The 18,401-nt window shown below is 65.0% G+C and carries 15 protein-coding genes, 1 tRNA gene and 1 other RNA gene; 1 reads left to right on the plus strand and 16 read right to left on the minus strand.

All coding sequences use genetic code 11. The features are described 5' to 3' along the window. Positions 1–148 precede the first annotated feature (148 nt). The 4 genes from prpF to prpB all read right to left on the minus strand — a co-directional run bounded on the left by prpF (position 149) and on the right by prpB (position 6,369). Positions 149–1,348, minus strand: coding sequence for a 2-methylaconitate cis-trans isomerase PrpF (gene prpF, locus A7D16_RS08265; RefSeq protein ID WP_064631589.1), 1,200 nt, complete (start codon positions 1,346–1,348; stop codon positions 149–151). Positions 1,349–1,431: 83 nt separating this feature from the next. Beyond that, complete coding sequence (acnD, locus tag A7D16_RS08270; protein ID WP_064631661.1) at positions 1,432–4,038, minus strand: Fe/S-dependent 2-methylisocitrate dehydratase AcnD; 2,607 nt, start codon at positions 4,036–4,038, stop codon at positions 1,432–1,434. A 204-nt stretch (positions 4,039–4,242) separates the two neighbouring features. Further along, positions 4,243–5,397: a bifunctional 2-methylcitrate synthase/citrate synthase gene (gene prpC, locus A7D16_RS08275; RefSeq protein WP_064631591.1), complete on the minus strand. Its 1,155-nt coding sequence runs from the start codon at positions 5,395–5,397 to the stop codon at positions 4,243–4,245. 75 nt (positions 5,398–5,472) lie between these two features. Next, on the minus strand, positions 5,473–6,369 hold the full coding sequence (gene prpB, locus A7D16_RS08280; RefSeq protein ID WP_064631593.1) for a methylisocitrate lyase: 897 nt from the start codon (positions 6,367–6,369) through the stop codon (positions 5,473–5,475). A 145-nt stretch (positions 6,370–6,514) separates the two neighbouring features. Between prpB and prpR the strand changes: the two genes are divergently transcribed. Beyond that, on the plus strand, positions 6,515–8,122 hold the full coding sequence (gene prpR / locus A7D16_RS08285; protein WP_064631595.1) for a propionate catabolism operon regulatory protein PrpR: 1,608 nt from the start codon (positions 6,515–6,517) through the stop codon (positions 8,120–8,122). A gap of 235 nt (positions 8,123–8,357) precedes the next feature. On the opposite strand, the gene A7D16_RS08290 is transcribed toward prpR, so the two are convergent. The 12 genes from A7D16_RS08290 to A7D16_RS08345 form a co-directional block, all read right to left on the minus strand. Beyond that, on the minus strand, positions 8,358–8,684 hold the full coding sequence (locus A7D16_RS08290) for a hypothetical protein (protein ID WP_064631597.1): 327 nt from the start codon (positions 8,682–8,684) through the stop codon (positions 8,358–8,360). Between the two features lie 552 nt (positions 8,685–9,236). Next, a tRNA-Val gene (locus A7D16_RS08295) sits at positions 9,237–9,311 on the minus strand. Positions 9,312–9,469: 158 nt separating this feature from the next. Beyond that, on the minus strand, positions 9,470–9,823 hold the full coding sequence (locus A7D16_RS08300) for a PilZ domain-containing protein (protein ID WP_003483889.1): 354 nt from the start codon (positions 9,821–9,823) through the stop codon (positions 9,470–9,472). After that, on the minus strand, positions 9,820–10,779 hold the full coding sequence (locus A7D16_RS08305; protein ID WP_064631599.1) for a DNA polymerase III subunit delta': 960 nt from the start codon (positions 10,777–10,779) through the stop codon (positions 9,820–9,822). The genes A7D16_RS08300 and A7D16_RS08305 overlap by 4 nt, the downstream gene beginning before the upstream one ends. Continuing rightward, a complete protein-coding gene (mltG, locus tag A7D16_RS08310; protein ID WP_064631601.1) occupies positions 10,776–11,849 on the minus strand; it encodes an endolytic transglycosylase MltG in 1,074 nt (357 codons plus the stop codon). Before mltG ends, A7D16_RS08305 begins: the two co-directional genes overlap by 4 nt. Positions 11,850–11,909: 60 nt before the next feature. Continuing rightward, positions 11,910–13,265 (minus strand): aminodeoxychorismate synthase component I, encoded by a 1,356-nt coding sequence (locus A7D16_RS08315; RefSeq protein ID WP_064631603.1) that lies wholly within the window; start codon positions 13,263–13,265, stop codon positions 11,910–11,912. 175 nt (positions 13,266–13,440) lie between these two features. Next, positions 13,441–14,676 (minus strand): beta-ketoacyl-ACP synthase II, encoded by a 1,236-nt coding sequence (gene fabF / locus A7D16_RS08320; protein ID WP_064631605.1) that lies wholly within the window; start codon positions 14,674–14,676, stop codon positions 13,441–13,443. 140 nt (positions 14,677–14,816) lie between these two features. Next, positions 14,817–15,056 (minus strand): acyl carrier protein, encoded by a 240-nt coding sequence (gene acpP / locus A7D16_RS08325; RefSeq protein WP_010368407.1) that lies wholly within the window; start codon positions 15,054–15,056, stop codon positions 14,817–14,819. 155 nt (positions 15,057–15,211) lie between these two features. Next, on the minus strand, positions 15,212–15,955 hold the full coding sequence (gene fabG / locus A7D16_RS08330) for a 3-oxoacyl-ACP reductase FabG (RefSeq protein WP_064631607.1): 744 nt from the start codon (positions 15,953–15,955) through the stop codon (positions 15,212–15,214). Between the two features lie 82 nt (positions 15,956–16,037). Beyond that, positions 16,038–16,982 (minus strand): ACP S-malonyltransferase, encoded by a 945-nt coding sequence (gene fabD, locus A7D16_RS08335; RefSeq protein ID WP_064631609.1) that lies wholly within the window; start codon positions 16,980–16,982, stop codon positions 16,038–16,040. A gap of 229 nt (positions 16,983–17,211) precedes the next feature. After that, positions 17,212–17,286, minus strand: a non-coding RNA gene (locus tag A7D16_RS08340) — sX9 sRNA. Positions 17,287–17,345: 59 nt separating this feature from the next. After that, positions 17,346–18,323 (minus strand): beta-ketoacyl-ACP synthase III, encoded by a 978-nt coding sequence (locus A7D16_RS08345; protein ID WP_005995227.1) that lies wholly within the window; start codon positions 18,321–18,323, stop codon positions 17,346–17,348. Between the last annotated feature and the right edge of the window lie 78 nt (positions 18,324–18,401).

Below are 18,401 nucleotides of genomic sequence, written 5' to 3' on the forward strand. Positions count from 1 at the left end.
AACACGCCGGCGCAATTTGTGCGCTGGGACATACAGAGTCTCAGTCAGCGATGCTTGCAACATGTGGCGCCTGGGCGGGAGCGTGGCGGCAATCCTGATCGCAAACTATCGTCGTTCACCCAAACATCGAGCGCCCAACCAGTGCCGCTCACTCAACCTCGACAACGGCACCTGGCACCCGCACCCAGCCTTCCATCACGACTCGCGCACTGCGACTCATCAGCGCCTTGGTCACCTGCCACTGCCCGTCGACCAGCTGCGCCTGCGCACCCACCCGCAACGTGCCGGACGGATGCCCGAAGCGCACCGCCGAGCGCGCCGCGCCGCCGGCAGCCAGGTTGACCAAGGTGCCCGGCACCGCCGCAGCAGTGCCGATCGCCACCGCTGCCGTGCCCATCATCGCGTGGTGCAACTTGCCCATCGACATCGCACGCACCAGCAAGTCGATCTCGGCCGCGTGCACCGGCTTGCCGCTGGATGCGGTGTAGTCGGCCGGCGACGCCACCAAGGCGACCTTGGGCGTGTGCTGACGTGTAGCGGCGTCTTCTATCTTCGCAATCAAGCCCATCCGCACCGCGCCGTGCGCGCGCAGCGTTTCGAACATGATCAACGCGCGCGGGTCGCCATTGATGGCCTCCTGCAACTCGGTGCCGGTGTAGCCCAGATCGCGCGCGTTGACGAAGATGGTCGGAATGCCCGCATTGATCAGCGTGGCATCCAGCGTGCCCAGCCCGGGAATCTCCAATCGATCGATGAGATTGCCGGTGGGAAACATCGCCCCGCCCTCGCCTTCGGCATCATCGGCCGGGTCGAGAAACTCAAGCTGCACTTCGGCCGCCGGAAAGGTCACGCCGTCCAGTTCGAAGTCGCCGGTTTCCTGCACCTGCCCGTCGGTCATGGGCACATGCGCCACAATCGTCTTGCCGATATTGGCCTGCCAGATCCGCACCGTGGCCACGCCATCGCGCGGCACGCGTGCGGGATTGATCAAGCCGCTGGCAATCGCGAACGGACCTACCGCCGCCGACAGATTGCCGCAGTTGCCGCTCCAATCCACGAATGCGCTATCGATGGACACCTGGCCAAACAGATAGTCCACATCGTGCCCATCACGCGTACTGGCCGAGACGATCACGCTCTTGCTGGTGCTGGACGTCGCCCCGCCCATGCCATCGATCTGCTTGGCATACGGATCCGGGCTGCCGATCACCCGCAGCAACAGCGCATCGCGTGCAGCGCCCGGCTGCTGCGCGGCCGTCGGCAAATCCTGCAGACGGAAAAACACACCCTTGCTGGTGCCGCCACGCATGTAGGTGGCGGGGATACGGAGTTGGGGAAGATAGGTCATGGGAGGCCGGGATTGAGGATTAGGGCGGCGGTGCGATGGCGGCAGCCAGTGCCGTTAGTGCGCTTGCGGTGCAGATCTCGCTTTCAACGAATCTCGATTCCCGATTCCCGGCTCTCGAGAAAATCCTGCGCAAACCGCTGCAGCACACCACCGGCCTCGTAAATCGATACTTCTTCTGCAGTATCCAGCCGGCACGTGACCGGCACCTGCAGCTGCTCGCCATCGCCCCGGTGGATCGACAGCGTCAGCGTGGCGCCGGGCGTGCGCTCACCCACCACATCGAAGGTTTCGCTGCCATCGATACCCAGGGTCTTGCGATCGGTGCCCGGCTTGAACTCCAGCGGCAACACGCCCATGCCGATCAGGTTGGTGCGGTGGATCCGTTCGAAGCCTTCGGCCACGATCGCTTCCACACCGGCCAGCCGCACACCCTTGGCCGCCCAGTCGCGCGAGGAACCCTGCCCGTAATCGGCGCCGGCAATGATGATCAACGGCTGCTTGCGGGTCATATAGGTTTCGATCGCCTCCCACATGCGCAGCACCTGGCCTTCCGGTTCCAGGCGCGCCAGCGAGCCGGCCTTGACCTGCCCATCGACCACCGCCATTTCGTTGATCAATTTAGGGTTGGCAAAAGTAGCGCGCTGCGCGGTGAGGTGGTCGCCGCGATGGGTGGCGTAGGAATTGAAGTCTTCCTCCGGCACGCCCATCTGCGCCAGATATTCGCCTGCCGCGCTGCCGGCCATGATTGCGTTCGACGGCGACAGATGGTCGGTGGTGATGTTGTCGCCCAGCACCGCCAACGGGCGCATGCCGCGCAACGTACGGGTGCCGGCCAATGCACCTTCCCAATACGGTGGGCGGCGAATGTACGTGCTGGTCGGCCGCCAGTCGTACAGCGGGTTCACGCTGATGCCCTGCCCCACGCTGCGCTTGAACATCGGGTCGTACACGCTGCGGAAGTGCTCCGGCTTGACGCTGCGCGCCACCACTGCGTCGATCTCCGCATCGCTCGGCCACAGATCCTTGAGCGTGACCGCCACGCCATCGGCATCGATGCCCAGCACGTCCTTCTCGATATCGAAGCGCACGGTTCCGGCGATTGCATAAGCGACCACCAACGGCGGCGAGGCAAGAAATGCCTGCTTGGCATACGGATGGATGCGCCCATCGAAATTGCGGTTGCCCGACAACACGGCCGTGGCATACAGATCGCGGTCGATGATCTCCTGCTGGATGGTCGGGTCCAGCGCACCGCTCATGCCATTGCAGGTGGTGCAGGCGAACGCCACGATGCCGAAGCCCAGCTGTTCCAGTTCGCTCAATAAACCGGCTTCTTCCAGGTACAGCTGCACTGCCTTGGAGCCCGGCGCCAGCGAACTTTTCACCCATGGTTTGCGGGTCAGTCCACGCGCGTTGGCATTGCGCGCCAGCAAGCCGGCGGCGATGACATTGCGCGGGTTGGAGGTATTGGTGCACGAGGTGATCGCCGCGATGATGACCGCGCCATCGGGCATCTGGCCTGGCACGTCTTCCCACGTACCGGCAATGCCGCGCGCAGCCAGCTCGCTGGTCGCCACGCGCTTGTGCGGGTTGGAGGGCCCGGCCATGTTGCGCACCACGCTGGACAGATCGAACTGCAGCACACGCTCGTACTGCGCGGTGGCCAGATCGTCGGCCCACAGCCCGGTATGGCGTGCATAGGTCTCCACCAATGCCACCTGCGCGTCGTCGCGACCGGTGAGCCGCAGGTAATCGATGGTCTGCTGGTCGATGTAGAACATCGCCGCAGTCGCGCCAAATTCCGGCGTCATGTTGGAAATGGTCGCGCGGTCGCCGATGGTCAGCGCACTGGCACCTGCACCATAGAATTCAAGATAGGCGCCCACCACGCGTTGCTGGCGCAGGAATTCGGTCAATGCCAGCACGATGTCGGTGGCGGTGATGCCGGGCGCCGGCCGGCCAGTCAATTCCACCCCGATGATGTCCGGCAAGCGCATCCACGAGGCGCGCCCCAGCATCACGTTCTCCGCTTCCAGGCCACCCACGCCCACCGCGATGACGCCCAGCGCATCCACATGCGGGGTGTGGCTGTCGGTGCCCACGCAGGTGTCCGGAAACGCCACACCGTCCAGCGTATAGATCACCGGCGACATCTTCTCCAGATTGATCTGATGCATGATCCCGTTGCCCGGCGGAATCACTTCCATATTCTCGAACGCACGCTTGGTCCACTCGATGAAATGGAAGCGATCGGCGTTGCGGCGGTCTTCCACGCTGCGGTTCTTGGCAAAGGCCTGCTTGTCGAAGCCGGCGTATTCCACCGCCAGCGAGTGATCGACGATCAGCTGCACCGGCACCACCGGATTCACCTGCGCCGGGTCGCCGCCCTGCTCGGCAATCGCATCACGCAAGCCGGCAAGATCCACCAACGCCGTCTGCCCAAGGATGTCGTGGCAGACCACGCGCGCCGGAAACCACGGAAAATCCAGCTCGCGCTTGCGCTCGATCAACTGGCGCAGATACGCCTCCAGCATCTGTGGCTCGGCCCGCCGCACCAGGTTTTCCGCATGCACGCGTGCGGTGTACGGCAAGGTCGCGTACGCGCCGGGCTGCAGCGCATCGACCGCGGCGCGCGCATCGAAGTAATCCAACGAGGTGCCCGGCAAGGGCTTGCGGTACTGGCTGTTCATGGCTGGCGACATCACGAGGCGGGCGGGGGCTTTGGAGCGGGAATCGGGAATCGGGAATCGGGAATCGGGAATCGGGAATCGGGAATCGAAGTCAGCGTTTCATAGGCCTGCAGACTTTGCCGCGGCTGATCGCACTCGCAAGGCGCAATCGCCTTCATTGAAGAAGGCGACCAAGGCGGGCAAGTCAACGCCTACACGGCATCCTCAGCTGCGCTGATCCAGCGGCACAAACACCTGATCTTCCGGCCCGGTGTAATTGGCCGAAGGGCGAATGATCTTGCCGTCGACACGCTGCTCGATGATGTGCGCGCTCCAGCCGGCCGTGCGTGCCAGCACGAACAGCGGGGTGAACATCGCCGTCGGCACGCCCATCATGTGGTAGCTCACCGCACTGAACCAGTCCAGGTTCGGGAACATCTTCTTGATGTCCCACATCACGCTTTCCAGGCGCTCGGCGATGTCGTACATCTTGCGGCTGCCCTGTTCGTCAGAGAGTTCGCGCGCCACGTCCTTGATCACCTTGTTGCGCGGGTCGGACACCGTGTACACCGGATGCCCGAAGCCGATCACCACTTCCTTGCGCTCCACACGCGCTTTGATATCGGCTTCTGCTTCGTCCGGGGTGTCGTAGCGCTTCTGCACTTCGAAGGCCACTTCGTTGGCGCCCCCATGTTTGGGCCCGCGCAACGCGCCGATACCACCGGCAATGGCGCTGTACATATCGCTGCCGGTCCCGGCGATCACGCGGCTCGCAAACGTGGACGCATTGAACTCGTGCTCGGCATACAGGATCAGGCTGGTGTGCATCGCGCGCACCCACGAGTCTTTCGGCGCAAAGCCATGCAGCAGATGCAGGAAGTGACCACCAATCGAATCGTCGTCGGTCTCCACTTCGATGCGCTTGCCGTTGTGGCTGTAGTGGTACCAATACAGCAGCATCGAGCCCAGCGAGGCCATCAGCTTGTCGGCGATGTCACGCGCGCCAGGATGGTTGTGGTCGTCCTTTTCCGGCTGCAGGCAGCCCAGCACCGAGACGCCGGTGCGCATCACATCCATCGGATGCGCCGATGGCGGCAATTGTTCCAGCGCGGTTTTCACCGCCGCCGGCACACCGCGCAGCGAGCGCAGCTTGGCCTTGTAACCGCGCAATTCGCCGCTATTGGGCAGCTTGCCATGCACCAGCAGGTACGCAATTTCTTCGAACTCGCTGCTGGTGGCCAGATCGAGAATGTCGTAGCCGCGGTAATGCAGATCGTTGCCACTGCGCCCCACCGTGCACAGGGCCGTGTTGCCGGCGGCAGTGCCGGACAAGGCAACGGATTTTTTCGGCTTGAAACCAGGGTTGACGGTGTCGTTCATGCAATGAGCTCCCAAACTATGGCGTGTCGCGTTGTGACTGACGAGGTGGCAACGAAGGCGATCGGCAGAGCGCGATCATGCGCCTTTGCGTGCAAACAACGCATCCAGGCGCTGCTCGTAACTGTGGTACCCGATGCGTTCGTACAGCTCTTCGCGCGTCTGCATGCTGTCAAGCACCGCTTGCTGATGACCATCGCGCCGGATCGCCGTGTAAACCGCTTCGGCCGCCTTGTTGGCGGCGCGGAACGCCGACAACGGAAACAACTGGATCGCCACACCGGCTTGCGCCAGCTGGTCGCGCGTAAACAGCGGGGTCTTGCCGAATTCGGTGATGTTGGCCAATACCGGCACCTGCACCGCGTCGACAAAGCGCTGATAGGTCTCCAGGTCGTATGCCGCCTCGGCGAAGATGCCGTCGGCACCTGCTTCCACGCAGGCGATGGCGCGCTCGATCGCCGCGTCCACGCCTTCCATCTGGATCGCGTCGGTGCGCGCAATCAGGAAGAACGCCGCATCGGTCTTGGCATCGGCCGCCGCCTTGACCCGGTCCACCATCTCACCCTGGCTCACGATCTCCTTGCCCGGCCGGTGGCCGCAGCGCTTGGCGCCCACCTGGTCTTCGATATGGCAACCGGCCGCGCCGGCCTTGATCAGCGATTTGATAGTGCGTTCGATGTTGAACGCGCTCGGGCCGAAGCCGGTGTCCACGTCCACCAGCAGCGGCAGCGCACACACGTCGGTGATGCGGCGCACGTCGATCAGCACATCTTCCAGCGTGTTGATGCCCAGGTCCGGCAGGCCCAGCGACCCGGCCGCCACGCCACCACCAGACAGGTAGATCGCCTGATAGCCGGCGCGTTGGGCCAGCAACGCATGGTTGGCGTTGATCGCGCCAATCACCTGCAGCGGCGATTCGGCAGCCAGCGCAGCCCGGAAACGTGCTCCGGCGGAAGAGGTGGATGTGGGCGGCATGGCGGTTCCTTGAGTGGGTACAGTGGCTTAGGCGCAAACATCGTGCCAAGCGCAAGCCGTTGATTCTTAAGCGCACCGCTCCACCAGATGTTGCAATCATGCATCGCTTGTTTCAGCATGAAACATCTCGTAACGCGGCGATCCTGTGCAAAGCCATCTGCCTGCCGAGTCCACAGACACCTCCCTGCCCGTCATCTGGACCGTCAGCGTCTCGCGCCTGACCGGGTTGCTGGCCGATGTCATTCCCGAGTTCGACCAGCGCGCGCGCATCGAGCAGATCAACCTCGGCTTTGCCGAAGCGGTAGAGGTCATCGGCCAGCGCTTGCGCCGCGAACGCTGCGACGCACTGGTGGCCGGCGGTTCGAATGCCGCGTACCTGCGCAGCCGGCTTGCATTGCCCTTGGCGCCGATCCAGGCCACCGGGTTCGATCTGATGGAAGCACTGGCGCGCGCGCGCCGCATCGCGCCACGTATCGGCGTGGTCACCCATGCCAGCGATGTGCCGTCGTTTCGTGCCTTCCAGCAGAGCTTCGAGCTGGACATCGAACATCGCCGCTTCGTCACCGCCGAAGACGCGCGCGACTGCATTGCCGACCTGCGCGCCAGCGGCATCCAGGTCATCGTCGGCACCGGCATGGCGATCGATTTCGCCGAACAGGCCGGGCTGCCCGGCGTGCTGCTGTATTCGGCCGATTCGGTGCGCCATGCGCTGGAACAGGCCATCACCTTGGGCATCGCACCAGGCACCGACCGCGTTGCCGGCCGCACTGCCACGCGACGCGCACGCCGGACCGACGCCCTGCTCGGCGAAGACAGCGCGCTGCTGCAGGTGCGCACATTGGTGCAGCTGTATGCCCCACATGCCGGCACCGTGTTGATCAGCGGCGAGACCGGCACCGGCAAGGAACTGGTGGCGCGGCAACTGCATGCCGGCAGTCGCCGCCGCGGCCGCTTCGTGGCGATCAATTGCGGCGCCATCAGCGAGTCGTTGCTGGAAGCGGAACTGTTCGGCTACAGCGATGGCGCCTTCACCGGCGCACGCCGCGGCGGCCACACCGGCCTGATCGAAGCCGCGCAGGACGGCACGCTCTTTCTCGACGAAATCGGCGAGCTGCCGATGCCGCTACAGACACGGCTGCTGCGCGTGCTGGAAGAGCGCGAAGTGCTGCGCGTCGGCGCAACCGTGCCCGTCGCAGTCGACGTGCGCGTGGTCGCCGCCAGCCTGCAAGAGGTGCAGCAGCTGGTCGAACAAGGCCGCTTCCGCCGCGATCTGTTCTATCGCCTTGCCGCGTTGCGCATCGCACTGCCGCCGCTGCGCGATCGCCGCAACGACATCGCGTTGCTGCTTACGCATTACTTCCAGCAACTCGGCAACATCGCCTCGCCGCTGTCGCCTACCGCGTTGCAACGGCTGCAACAACACACCTGGCCCGGCAACGTGCGCGAGCTACGCAATCTGGTCGAACGCCTGTGCATTCACTGGAAAGCCCAACCGCACGACAGCCTGAGCCTGGAACAACTCGAACGCTGGGCACCGGAACTGTTCGATACGCATCTGCGCAACCGCGACGCCCCACTTGAGCACTCCAACCTGGCAACCTCCCGCCTGCAGCTCACCGCCGCCGCAGTCCGCGCCGCACTCGATCGCGCCAACGGCAACCGCGCGCTTGCCGCGCAGGCACTCGGCGTTTCACGTACGACGCTGTGGCGCTGGATGCAGGCGCAGGCGCAGGCGGCAGCATCGCGCGCGTAAGACACAGGCGCGTACTTCCATGACCCATCGAACTACGCGCACGCTTGGGCTTCCCCGCCCAGGCTGCAGACAAACACGCGGCATTGCGCGGGTAAACCCGCAGACGCGCGGTCCGCAATCGCAACGCCGCGCTGTGCACTCGAGGCGACATATTCCGATTGCCTGGCGAAGCCATCATGTCGCCAGGGCAGCGTCGCTCACTCCAGCGCACGCCCACTGACCGAGCGCTTCGCGCTCACTTGACCCGCGTGTACTCGGTGTCGCCCGCGCTCAGCTTGCCGGTCGCCTCGTCGATCGCATAGTTGACCGTGCCAACCCCGTTGGACACCTGCAGAATGCCCTTGGTCAGCAGCGCCGGATGATTCCGGGTCTTGACCCCGTTGCCGAACAGCTCCGGCCGGGTGTCGCGAATGATGAAACTCTCGCCATTGTGCTCGATGCTCAGCACGTTCTTTTCCGACTTCACATTGACCCACTTGCCCACGTACTGCTCGCCCACATCGCGGGCACAGCCACTCAGCAACACCATCGCAACCAGAGCACTTCCAAGCAGCGCCTTCATCGCCACACCTCTTCAACGCGGGGCCTCGCAGGATGGCAAGTCCTTGCTGAGCTCGCAACAAGCAGGCACGAGCGAGAGGCGCCTGGGCTGGGTGAAGTGTCTTCGGTTCGCTTCAAGTCGAGTACCAACCATTGAACGGGCGCGCCGATCTGGTGTACTGCCAAGCTTTCAAAACAGGAATGGCGACCATGCAACCGACAGCGTTGTACCCCCGTCTTCAAGCGTTACAAGCAATTGCATCCCGCATCTACGGAACCCGTTGGCAACGCCCTATGGCACGAGCACTCTCGGTGCCACTCTCAACCTTGGCCGGATGGGTGCAGCACGAAACCGTGATGCCCGCCTCATACGTCAGCGTGTTAGTTCGACTTGGTCGACAGCATGCTCGGATATGTCACGCACTATGTGACGCGATTGAAATGATTGAGCGCGAAAAGGACGCTTTACCTTGATCTGCCAATCGACAACGTCTGAAGATGACCCACAAAAAAGCCGGCACGTGGCCGGCTCTTTTCTTCTCGCGCTGAAACCCTTGCTGCTACTGGATTTCAATGGTGGGCGGTACAAGGTTCGAACTTGTGACCCTTGCCGTGTGAAGGCAATGCTCTACCGCTGAGCTAACCGCCCGGTGACGCGAGCCGCACATTATAGGGCAGCTGCAGCAGTCGTCAACAGTTGTTTACCTGCGCCTGTTACGCAACGAATCCACACCCGTCTCGCTGGCGATCTGACACGGCGGCTCAGCCGTATGCCTCGCGCAAGATGGTGCCGTGGCACCAACTACGTCACATCGTATGCGTCGGCTTATCCGATGTGGTCAACCCCGCCAGCAGGGTCTCGATCTTGTTGCGCACCGCCTCGCCTTCCGGGCCATCGGGAAACTGCACGCCAATGCCGGCGGCGCGGTTGCCCTGGGCACCGGCCGGGGTGGTCCAGATGACCTTGCCGGCCACCGGCAGGCGCTCGCTGGAGTCCGGCAGGGTCAGCAGCAGGAACACTTCGTCGCCCAGCATATAGCGCTTGGGCGTGGGCACGAAGATGCCGCCACCTTTCACGAACGGCATGTAGGCGCTGTAGAGCGCTGGCTTGTCTTTCAACGCCAGCGACAAAATGCCTTGGCGTGCATTCATTGCACTCATCGAGTTCCCCTAGAACGTGGCTGGCGCTCTCCCTCGCGCCAGGCCAGCAACAGTTCCGTCACTGCCAGGTCGGCGCGGACGGTGGTGCGCAGCAGGTCGCGGGTGCGGTTGGCGGCGTCGAACCAGGTCGCCAGCTTGTGCAACCGCGATGGATCGGTCAAGCCGGCCGATGCCTGCGCCAGTGCCAGATCGGCGGCATGGCGCAGGCGTTGATCGGCCTGGCCGTCGTTGGTCCAGCGCTGCGCGACATCCACCGCGCCGACGCGGCCGCTGGCGATCTGCTCCAGATCCTGCGCCACCGCACGCCGCACCGCCAGGCCGTCTTCGCGCAACCACTGCGCGGCAAGGCCTGGATGGCCACGGGCGGCGTCCAGCGCCTCCTGCGCGACGCCTTCGTTGACGCCTTGCGACAGCAACCAGGCCAGCGCTTCGTGCGCCGGCGGCAGTTTGAATTCCAGGCGCTGGCAGCGGCTGCGGATGGTCGCCGGCAAGCGCGCCGGCTGGGCGCTGATCAACCACAGATAGCGGCCCGGCGACGGCTCTTCCAGGGTCTTGAGCAAGGCATTGCAGGCAGCGCGATTGATCGCATCTGCCGGGTCCACGATCACCACCTGGGCAATGCCGTACTGCGGTGTGAGCGAGAGTTTTTGCGAAATCTCGCGCACCTGCTCGATGACGATCTCGGTACGCAGCTTGTCGCCGGTGCGATTGGGAATGAACGAGATCAGTTGCAGGTCCGGGTGGGTGCCGGCGGCGATCAACTGCCGCGTACGTTGCGCCAACGCCGGGTCCGGCGAACTGGCCAGCACATGCTCGGCCAACGCCAGGGCGACCGCGCGCTTGCCCAGCCCTTCCGGGCCGCAGATCAGCAACCCGTGTCCAAGCCGTCCGGCATCCAGCGCGGCCACGGTCTGGTCGAAGGCGCGTTGCTGCCAGGGCGAAAATGTGGCGGTCATGGCGTGGGCTCCGTTTGCGGGGCGCTCGGCAGGCGGCGGCGCCGCAGGTAACGCGCCACCGCCGCATTGTGCTCGGCCAGCGTGGCCGAGAACGCGTGCGCGCCGGTGCCATCGCCAACCGCGACGAAGTACAAGGCATCCCCGGGCGCAGGGCGCACCGCCGCCAGCAAGGCTTCACGGCCCGGCATGGCAATCGGCGTCGGCGTCAGGCCTGTGCGCGTATAGGTGTTGTACGGCGTGTCGGTGGTCAGGTCGCGACGGCGGATATTGCCGTCGTAGCTGCTGCCGATGCCGTAGATCACGGTCGGGTCGGTCTGCAGCTTCATACCCCGCTGCAGGCGGCGCAGGAACACCCCGGCAATCAGCGGGCGCTCGGAGCCCAGGGCAGTTTCTTTTTCGATGATCGACGCCAGGATCAATGCCTGTTCCGGCGAGCCGAGCGGCAGATCGGGGGCGCGCTGTTCCCAGGCCTGCGCCAATGTCTTGTCCATGGCCGCGTGTGCGCGCTTGAGCACGTCCAGATCGCTGTCGCTGCGCTGGTAGAGATAGGTTTCCGGCAGGAAGCGCCCTTCCGGATGCTGCTTGGCAAATCCCAACCGCGCCATCACAGCCGCATCGTCCAGCGCGCCGATGGAGTGCTGCAACGGCGTGGCGGTAGCCAGTGCCGCGCGCAATTGGCGGAAATTCCAGCCCTCCACGATCGTGAAGCGGTACTGGATCACCCGGCCCTGGCGCATGCGCACGAGCAACTCGCGCGGCGACAAGGCCGGCGCCAGCGCATATTCGCCCACCTTGAGCTTGCCGGCCGCATCGACCTGGCGCGCGAGCAGCTGCCATTCCAGATCCGTGCCCTGCGCCACGCCGGCATCGCGCAACTTGCGTAGCGTGACATTGAGCGAATCGCCGGGCGCAATCACCACACTGGGCGCGCTCGCGCTCACTGGTGTATCGGCGAAGTGCAGGTAATGCCGCCACGCCACCACCGCGGCAATCGCCAGCAGCGCTGCGAGCAGCAATGCCGTGCCCAGCACGGCCAGACATCCGCGTTTGCCAGTCACCGCCACACCCACCTCGTCATTGCCCCAGCGCCGCGCAGGATACCGCGCGCCGGTGATGTCCCGTTGAAGCGCTCATGTCTGCTCGATCGCGCGCAACACGCCGCGCGCCTTGGCGCGGGTTTCGTCCAGCTCGCGCTGCGGGTCCGAATCCACCACGATCCCGGCGCCGGTGCGGAAACGCACCTGCTGGCCTGCGACTTCGGCGGTACGGATCAGGATATTCAGATCCATGTCGCCATCGCGGTTGAGCCAGCCGAGTGCGCCGGTATAGGCGCCGCGCGCGGTCTGTTCGAGCTCGGCGATGATCTGCATGCAGCGCACCTTGGGGCAACCGGTGATGGTGCCGCCGGGAAACACCGCCGCGATCACCGCGCCCGGGGTCACCCCGGCGCGCAGGCGGCCACGCACGTTACTGACGATGTGGTGCACATGCGCGTAGCTCTCCACGCACATCAGCTCGTCCACCTCCACCGTGCCGGGCGCGCAGAGGCGGCCCAGGTCGTTGCGCTCCAGATCGATCAGCATGACGTGCTCGGCGCGCTCCTTCGGATGGCCGACCAGCTCGCGGATGCGTGCGGCATCGTCGTCGCCGGCAAAGCGCGCGCGGGTGCCGGCGATCGGGCGCGTCTGCACCACATCGCCCTGCACCGACACCAGCCGTTCGGGCGAGGAGCTGGCTACCGCACGCCCGGCCGCCACAAACAGGCCGGCAAACGGTGCCGGATTTGCAGCACGCAAACGCGCGTGCAGCGCGGCCGGGTCGACCACAGCAGCGAATACCGCATGCCAGGCGCGCGAGATATTGGCCTGGAAGACATCGCCGGCGCGCAGGTAATCGAGCACGCGCTCCACCGCGGCGGTGAAGCGCTCGGGCGCGTCTTCTTCCACCGCAACCGGCCCGCTCCACGCAGGCAACGGCGGCAGTGCAGCGCACGCAGCGATGTCGTCGTCGATCTGCTGCAGCAAGTCCTCGCGCCCCGCTTCGGCCAGCGCAACGCAGCGCCCTTCCACGCGGTCGCGCAATACCGCTGCCGGCGCGCGCAACGCCAGCGCAGTGGGCAAGCCATCGGTGCGCCCGGGCAGCTGCAGAATCGGTTCGACCTGCGCGGCCAGTTCGTAATCCAGCAGCACCGCCCAACCGCCACGGAACGGCCATGGGTTTGCCGCATCGTGCGGCAGACGCTCGGCCTGCCAGGCGGCATCCAGCGCGTCCAGAAACGTGCATTCGCGTACCCGGCCCTCGCCATCGCGGGTGCGGCCATCGGCATCCAGCCGCAGGCTGGGGCCCTCTGCCAGCAGCAGCACATCCCAGCGCCCGTGGGCGGTGCCGGAGGCGCTGGATTCGAGCAGGGCAGGATAGCGCTGCGGTGCCAGCCGATGCAGCGCCAGCAGGTCGATGTCCGCGTGCAGTGATCGGGTAAGCGTCATCGGTCCGGCGTGGCGTAAGGTGCAGACGCGCGCCGCTACGGTAAACGCAGCGCGCGCGATGAGATGGATCGACTGTCATTCGGAAGCGGCAGCAGCGACTGCCACGCGGATGCATCACGCGTGGCAGCTGAGGCACATTGCACACCGTTTTCTGCGAAGAAAACGGCGCATCGACTCAGACGCGCTTGAACACCAGCGTGCCGTTGGTGCCGCCGAAACCGAAGCCGTTGGACATCACCGCGTCCACCTGCACCTCGCGCGCCACGTTCGGCACGTAATCCAGATCGCAGCCTTCGCTGGGTTCTTCCAGGTTGATGGTCGGCGGAATGATGCCGGTGTGCAGCGCCATCACCGAGAAGATCGCTTCCACACCGCCGGCCGCGCCAAGCAGATGACCTGTCATCGACTTGGTCGAGCTGACCATGGTCTTGTAGGCGTGGTCGCCCAGCGCGCGCTTCATCGCCAGCGTTTCGGCCAGATCGCCCAGCGGCGTGGAGGTGCCGTGCGCGTTGAGGTAACCGATCTGCTCGGGATTGAGCTTGGCATCGCGCATCGCTGCAACCATGCTGCGCGCCGCGCCTTCGCCGTCTTCGCTGGGGGCGGTCATGTGGAAGGCATCGGAACTGGCGCCGAAGCCGACCAGCTCGGCATAGATGCGCGCACCACGCGCCTTGGCGTGTTCGTACTCTTCCAGCACCAGCACGCCGGCGCCATCGCCCAGCACGAAACCATCGCGCTGCTTGTCCCAGGGACGCGATGCAGCGGTGGGGTCGTCGTTACGGGTGGACATTGCCTTCATCGCGCAGAAGCCGCCCACCGAACTCGGCGAGGAGCCGCGCTCGGCGCCGCCGGCCAGCATCGCGTCGGCATCGCCGTACTGGATCATCCGCATCGCGGTACCGATCGAATGGTTGGAGGTGGCGCACGCGGACACGGCCGAGAACGTCGGGCCCTTCAGGCCTTTGATCAGGCTGACCTGGCCCGGCAGCATATTGATGATGGTGCTGGGCACATAGAACGGCGAAATCTTGCGCGCACCGCCCTCGTGGAATTTGATGGTCTGCTCTTCGATACCGAGCAGCCCGCCGATGCCGGAGCCGAGAATGGCACCGATGCGTTCGGCATTGCTTTCGTCGATTTCCAGCCCGGAATCGTCCAGCGCCATGAACGAGGCGCCGACACCGTAGTGGATGAACGAATCCATCTTCTTGACGTCCTTGGCGGACACAAAAAGCGTGGGGTCGAAATTCTTGATTTCACCGGCGATCTTGGTGGTGAACTGCGAGGCATCGATCTGCGTGATCGGGCCAATGCCGGAGCGCCCGTGGATGATTCCATCCCAGCTGCTGGCCAGATCATTGCCCAGCGGCGACACCATGCCCATGCCGGTAACGACAACACGACGACTCATTGCAGATCTCCTCACCACGGAACGAACGGTGCTTGCGGTTTGCGGGTGACGCGTAAAAACACAGGGCCGCATCAGCGGCCCCATGGAATGTCTGACGCGGCAGCGGCTTGACGCGCGCCGCCACGATCAGGGACAACGCATCAGCTCTTGACGTGAGACTTGACGTAGTCGATCGCCTGCTGCACCGAGGTGATCTTCTCGGCCTCTTCGTCCGGGATCTCGCACTCGAACTCTTCTTCCAGCGCCATCACCAGCTCGACGGTGTCCAGCGAGTCGGCACCCAGGTCATCGACGAACGATGCGCTGGTGGTGACTTCCTCTTCCTTGACGCCGAGTTGTTCGACGACGATTTTCTTGACGCGTTCTTCGATGGTGCTCATTGGGGATATCGCTCCAGATGGAGTAGTGGTGGTACAAAAAAACGCCATCGCCGCTGCGATGGCCGCGTTGGATAGTGTAGTGGAAGCGCCCGAGCCTTGCATTGCATCACAAGTCCCGGCCGATCAACCACTTAGCGCCTCCCGGCGCCGCACGCTCACGGCATGTACATGCCGCCGTTGACGTGCAGGGTCTCGCCGGTGATGTAGCGTGCGGTCGGGCCAGCCAGGAATGCCACCGCATTGGCGATGTCTTCCGGGACGCCCAGATGCCCCAGCGCGATCTGCTGCAGCAAGGCGGTCTTGGCCTCGTCCGGCAGCGCCTTGGTCATGTCGGTGTCGATGAAACCGGGCGCCACCACATTCACGGTGACTCCGCGCGAGCCGATTTCCTTGGCCAGCGACTTGGAGAACGCAATGATGCCGGCCTTGGCCGCGGCGTAGTTGGTCTGGCCCGGATTACCGGTCACCCCGACCACCGAGGCGATATTGACGATACGGCCCTTGCGCGCCTTCATCATGCCGCGCATCACCGCCTTGGAGGTGCGGAACACGCTGGTCAGGTTGGTGTCGATGATGGCCTGCCAGTCGTCGTCCTTCATCCGCATCAACAGATTGTCGCGGGTGATGCCGGCGTTGTTGACCAGGATCGAAATCGCGCCGAACTCCTTGCCGATCGCATCGATCAGGCCATCGACCGCTGCCGCATCGGTGACGTTGAGTTCGCGACCATGCCCGCCGTGGGCGGCCAGGCGCTCGCCGATTGCCGTAGCGCCGGAGGCCGACGTGGCAGTGCCGATAACGGTGGCGCCCTGGGCAGCCAGCGTGTCGGCAATGGCCGCGCCGATCCCGCGGCTGGCACCGGTGACGAGGGCGATTTCTCCCTGCAGAAGCTTGCTCATGAATGCTGTTCCTCGAAGGGGGACGTCGCAACCGGGGCTGCGAACGTCGAGGGGTGCCGGCATGACCGGCAACGGCGTTGGATCAGTGCGCCCACGCGTCGAGCGCACCGGCATAGTCGGAAGGCATTGCCAGCGGGCGCGCATCCAGGCTCTTGTCGATACGCTTGATCAGCCCGCTCAGCACCTTGCCCGGGCCGCACTCGGCAACCCGTGTGATGCCCTGGGAGGCCAGCGCCTGCACGCACCCGGTCCATTGCACCGGCAGATACAGCTGCTCGGCCAGCGCCTGGCGGATTGCGGCGCTGCCCTCGTGCACACGCGCATCGACGTTCTGCACCACCGGAATCTGCGGCGTCTGCCAGCTCAGCCCGGCCATTGCTTCGGCCAGCTGATTGGCGGCATCGCGCATCAGCGGGGTGTGCGAGGGCACGCTCACTGCCAGCTTGACCGCCTTGCGCACGCCGCGCTCGGCCAGCAATGCCAGCGCGCGGTCCACTGCGGCGGCATCGCCACCGATCACGATCTGGCCGGGCGAATTGAAATTGGCCGGCACCACCACCTGGCTGGCTGCCGCTTCGGCGCAGACCTCCAGCACCACGGCGTCTTCGGCGCCCAGCACCGCCGCCATCGCGCCAACGCCCGCCGGCGCGGCGGCCTGCATGAACTGGCCGCGCAGCCGCACCAGGTGCGCGCCATCGTGCAGCGACAAGGCCCCAGAGGCGACCAGGGCGGTGTATTCGCCCAGGCTGTGACCGGCCAGCAGCGCCGGGCGCTGCCCGCGCTGGGCAGTCCACAAACGCCACACCGCCACACCTGCGGCGAGCAAGGCCGGCTGGGTGTATTCGGTGCGGTTGAGCATTTCTTCCGGGCCGCTCTGGGACAGCGCCCACAAGTCGACGCCAGCGCCTTCGGAGGCTTCGGCAAACGTTTCGCGGATCTGCGGATGCAATTCGGACAGTTCGGCCAGCATGCCCAAGGACTGCGAGCCCTGGCCGGGAAACACGAAGGCGAGAGTGGATTCGGTCACGCGTTGCTGCCTGCAAAAATCGAGCCGGGATCATACGTGCGAAATCGCCCTGGCGTCTGTACTGCCGCGTATGCAGGGGCCGTCGGGGCGGGGCCCGAAGTCGCAAAACCGCGCGCCGGTTCGGTCCGGATCGGGCATGCAATCGCATCCGCCACGCAGGTGCGCGGCAGTGCGGGTCGATATCGAAAGCACCGCCGGCGAACGCGGCAGCGCCTGGGACCTCAGTAGCCACCAACAAACGTAGCGAGCGAGGTCAGGTGGGTGTGGAGGGCAGCGAAGAAACCGGAGTGTACGAGTTGTACTTGCCCACCGAGCACCGGCCGCGCCCGCCTGGCGGCAGCGCAGCAGTATTGTTAGCTACCCTCAGTAGCGCAGCAGCGCCGAGCCCCAGGTAAATCCACCACCGAAGGCTTCCAGCAGCAGCAATTGGCCACGCTGCACGCGGCCCGAGCGCACCGCCTCATCCAGCGCCAGCGGCACCGAGGCCGACGAGGTGTTGCCGTGGCGATCCACGGTGACCACCACCTGCTCCATCGGCAGGTCCAGCCGCTTGGCGGTGGCCTCGATGATGCGCAGGTTGGCCTGATGCGGGATCAGCCAGTCCAGGTCGTGCTTGTCGTAGCCGTTGGCGGCCAGGGTCTCATCGACCACCGAATCCAGCGCCTTGACCGCGTACTTGAACACGTCGTTGCCCTTCATCAGCAACGCGCCGCCGCCATTCTTGCCTTCGCCAAAGCCGACCGACACACCCACCGGGTCCCACAGCAGCTCTTTCTTGCTGCCATCGGCATGCAGATGGGTGCTGAGGATGCCGGTTTCTTCATCGGCCTTGAGGATTACCGCGCCGGCACCGTCGCCGAACAGCACGCAGGTGGTGCGGTCGGTCCAGTCGACGATACGGGTCAGCGTCTCTGCGCCAACCACCAGCACGGTCTTGGCGTCGCCACTGCGCACGAACTTGTCGGCCACGCTGAGCGCGTAGACAAAGCCCGAGCAGGCGGCGTTGACGTCCATCGCACCGCAACCGACGTTGCCCAGCCGCGCCTGCAGCAGGCAGGCCGTGGACGGGAAGATCAGGTCCGGGGTGGTGGTGCCGATGACGATCAGGTCGATCTCGTCGGCGGTGACGCCGGCCGCTTCCATCGCCTTCAGCGAGGCGAAATACGCCAGATCGCTGGTGGTCTGGTCGTCGGCGACGATGTGGCGCTCTCGGATACCAGTGCGCGAGAAGATCCATTCATCGCTGGTGTCGACGATCTTGGACATATCGTCGTTGGTCAACACCTTTTCGGGCAAATAGCTACCCGTGCCCGCGATTCTGGAATAGATCCGCTTGCTCATACTGTTTCCTGTTGCAAGAGCCGCGGTGACCGGCGGCTCCGGAAGAAGCGAGGGTCGCCCGGCCGCGTCGAGCGCGGC

The sequence above is a fragment of the Xanthomonas nasturtii genome, assembly GCF_001660815.1.
GTDB lineage: Bacteria > Pseudomonadota > Gammaproteobacteria > Xanthomonadales > Xanthomonadaceae > Xanthomonas > Xanthomonas nasturtii.

Bases quoted from the DNA above. Each gene is read 5' to 3' on its own strand.
- A7D16_RS08290 (WP_064631597.1), bottom strand. From the start codon at position 8,684: ATGAAGGCGCTGCTTGGAAGTGCTCTGGTTGCGATGGTGTTGCTGAGT.
- prpB (WP_064631593.1), bottom strand. From the start codon at position 6,369: ATGCCGCCCACATCCACCTCTTCCGCCGGAGCACGTTTCCGGGCTGCG.
- A7D16_RS08315 (WP_064631603.1), bottom strand. From the start codon at position 13,265: ATGACGCTTACCCGATCACTGCACGCGGACATCGACCTGCTGGCGCTG.
- A7D16_RS08300 (WP_003483889.1), bottom strand. From the start codon at position 9,823: ATGAGTGCAATGAATGCACGCCAAGGCATTTTGTCGCTGGCGTTGAAA.
- acpP (WP_010368407.1), bottom strand. From the start codon at position 15,056: ATGAGCACCATCGAAGAACGCGTCAAGAAAATCGTCGTCGAACAACTC.
- A7D16_RS08305 (WP_064631599.1), bottom strand. From the start codon at position 10,779: ATGACCGCCACATTTTCGCCCTGGCAGCAACGCGCCTTCGACCAGACC.
- A7D16_RS08345 (WP_005995227.1), bottom strand. From the start codon at position 18,323: ATGAGCAAGCGGATCTATTCCAGAATCGCGGGCACGGGTAGCTATTTG.
- fabF (WP_064631605.1), bottom strand. From the start codon at position 14,676: ATGAGTCGTCGTGTTGTCGTTACCGGCATGGGCATGGTGTCGCCGCTG.
- prpC (WP_064631591.1), bottom strand. From the start codon at position 5,397: ATGAACGACACCGTCAACCCTGGTTTCAAGCCGAAAAAATCCGTTGCC.
- fabG (WP_064631607.1), bottom strand. From the start codon at position 15,955: ATGAGCAAGCTTCTGCAGGGAGAAATCGCCCTCGTCACCGGTGCCAGC.
- acnD (WP_064631661.1), bottom strand. From the start codon at position 4,038: ATGAACAGCCAGTACCGCAAGCCCTTGCCGGGCACCTCGTTGGATTAC.
- prpF (WP_064631589.1), bottom strand. From the start codon at position 1,348: ATGACCTATCTTCCCCAACTCCGTATCCCCGCCACCTACATGCGTGGC.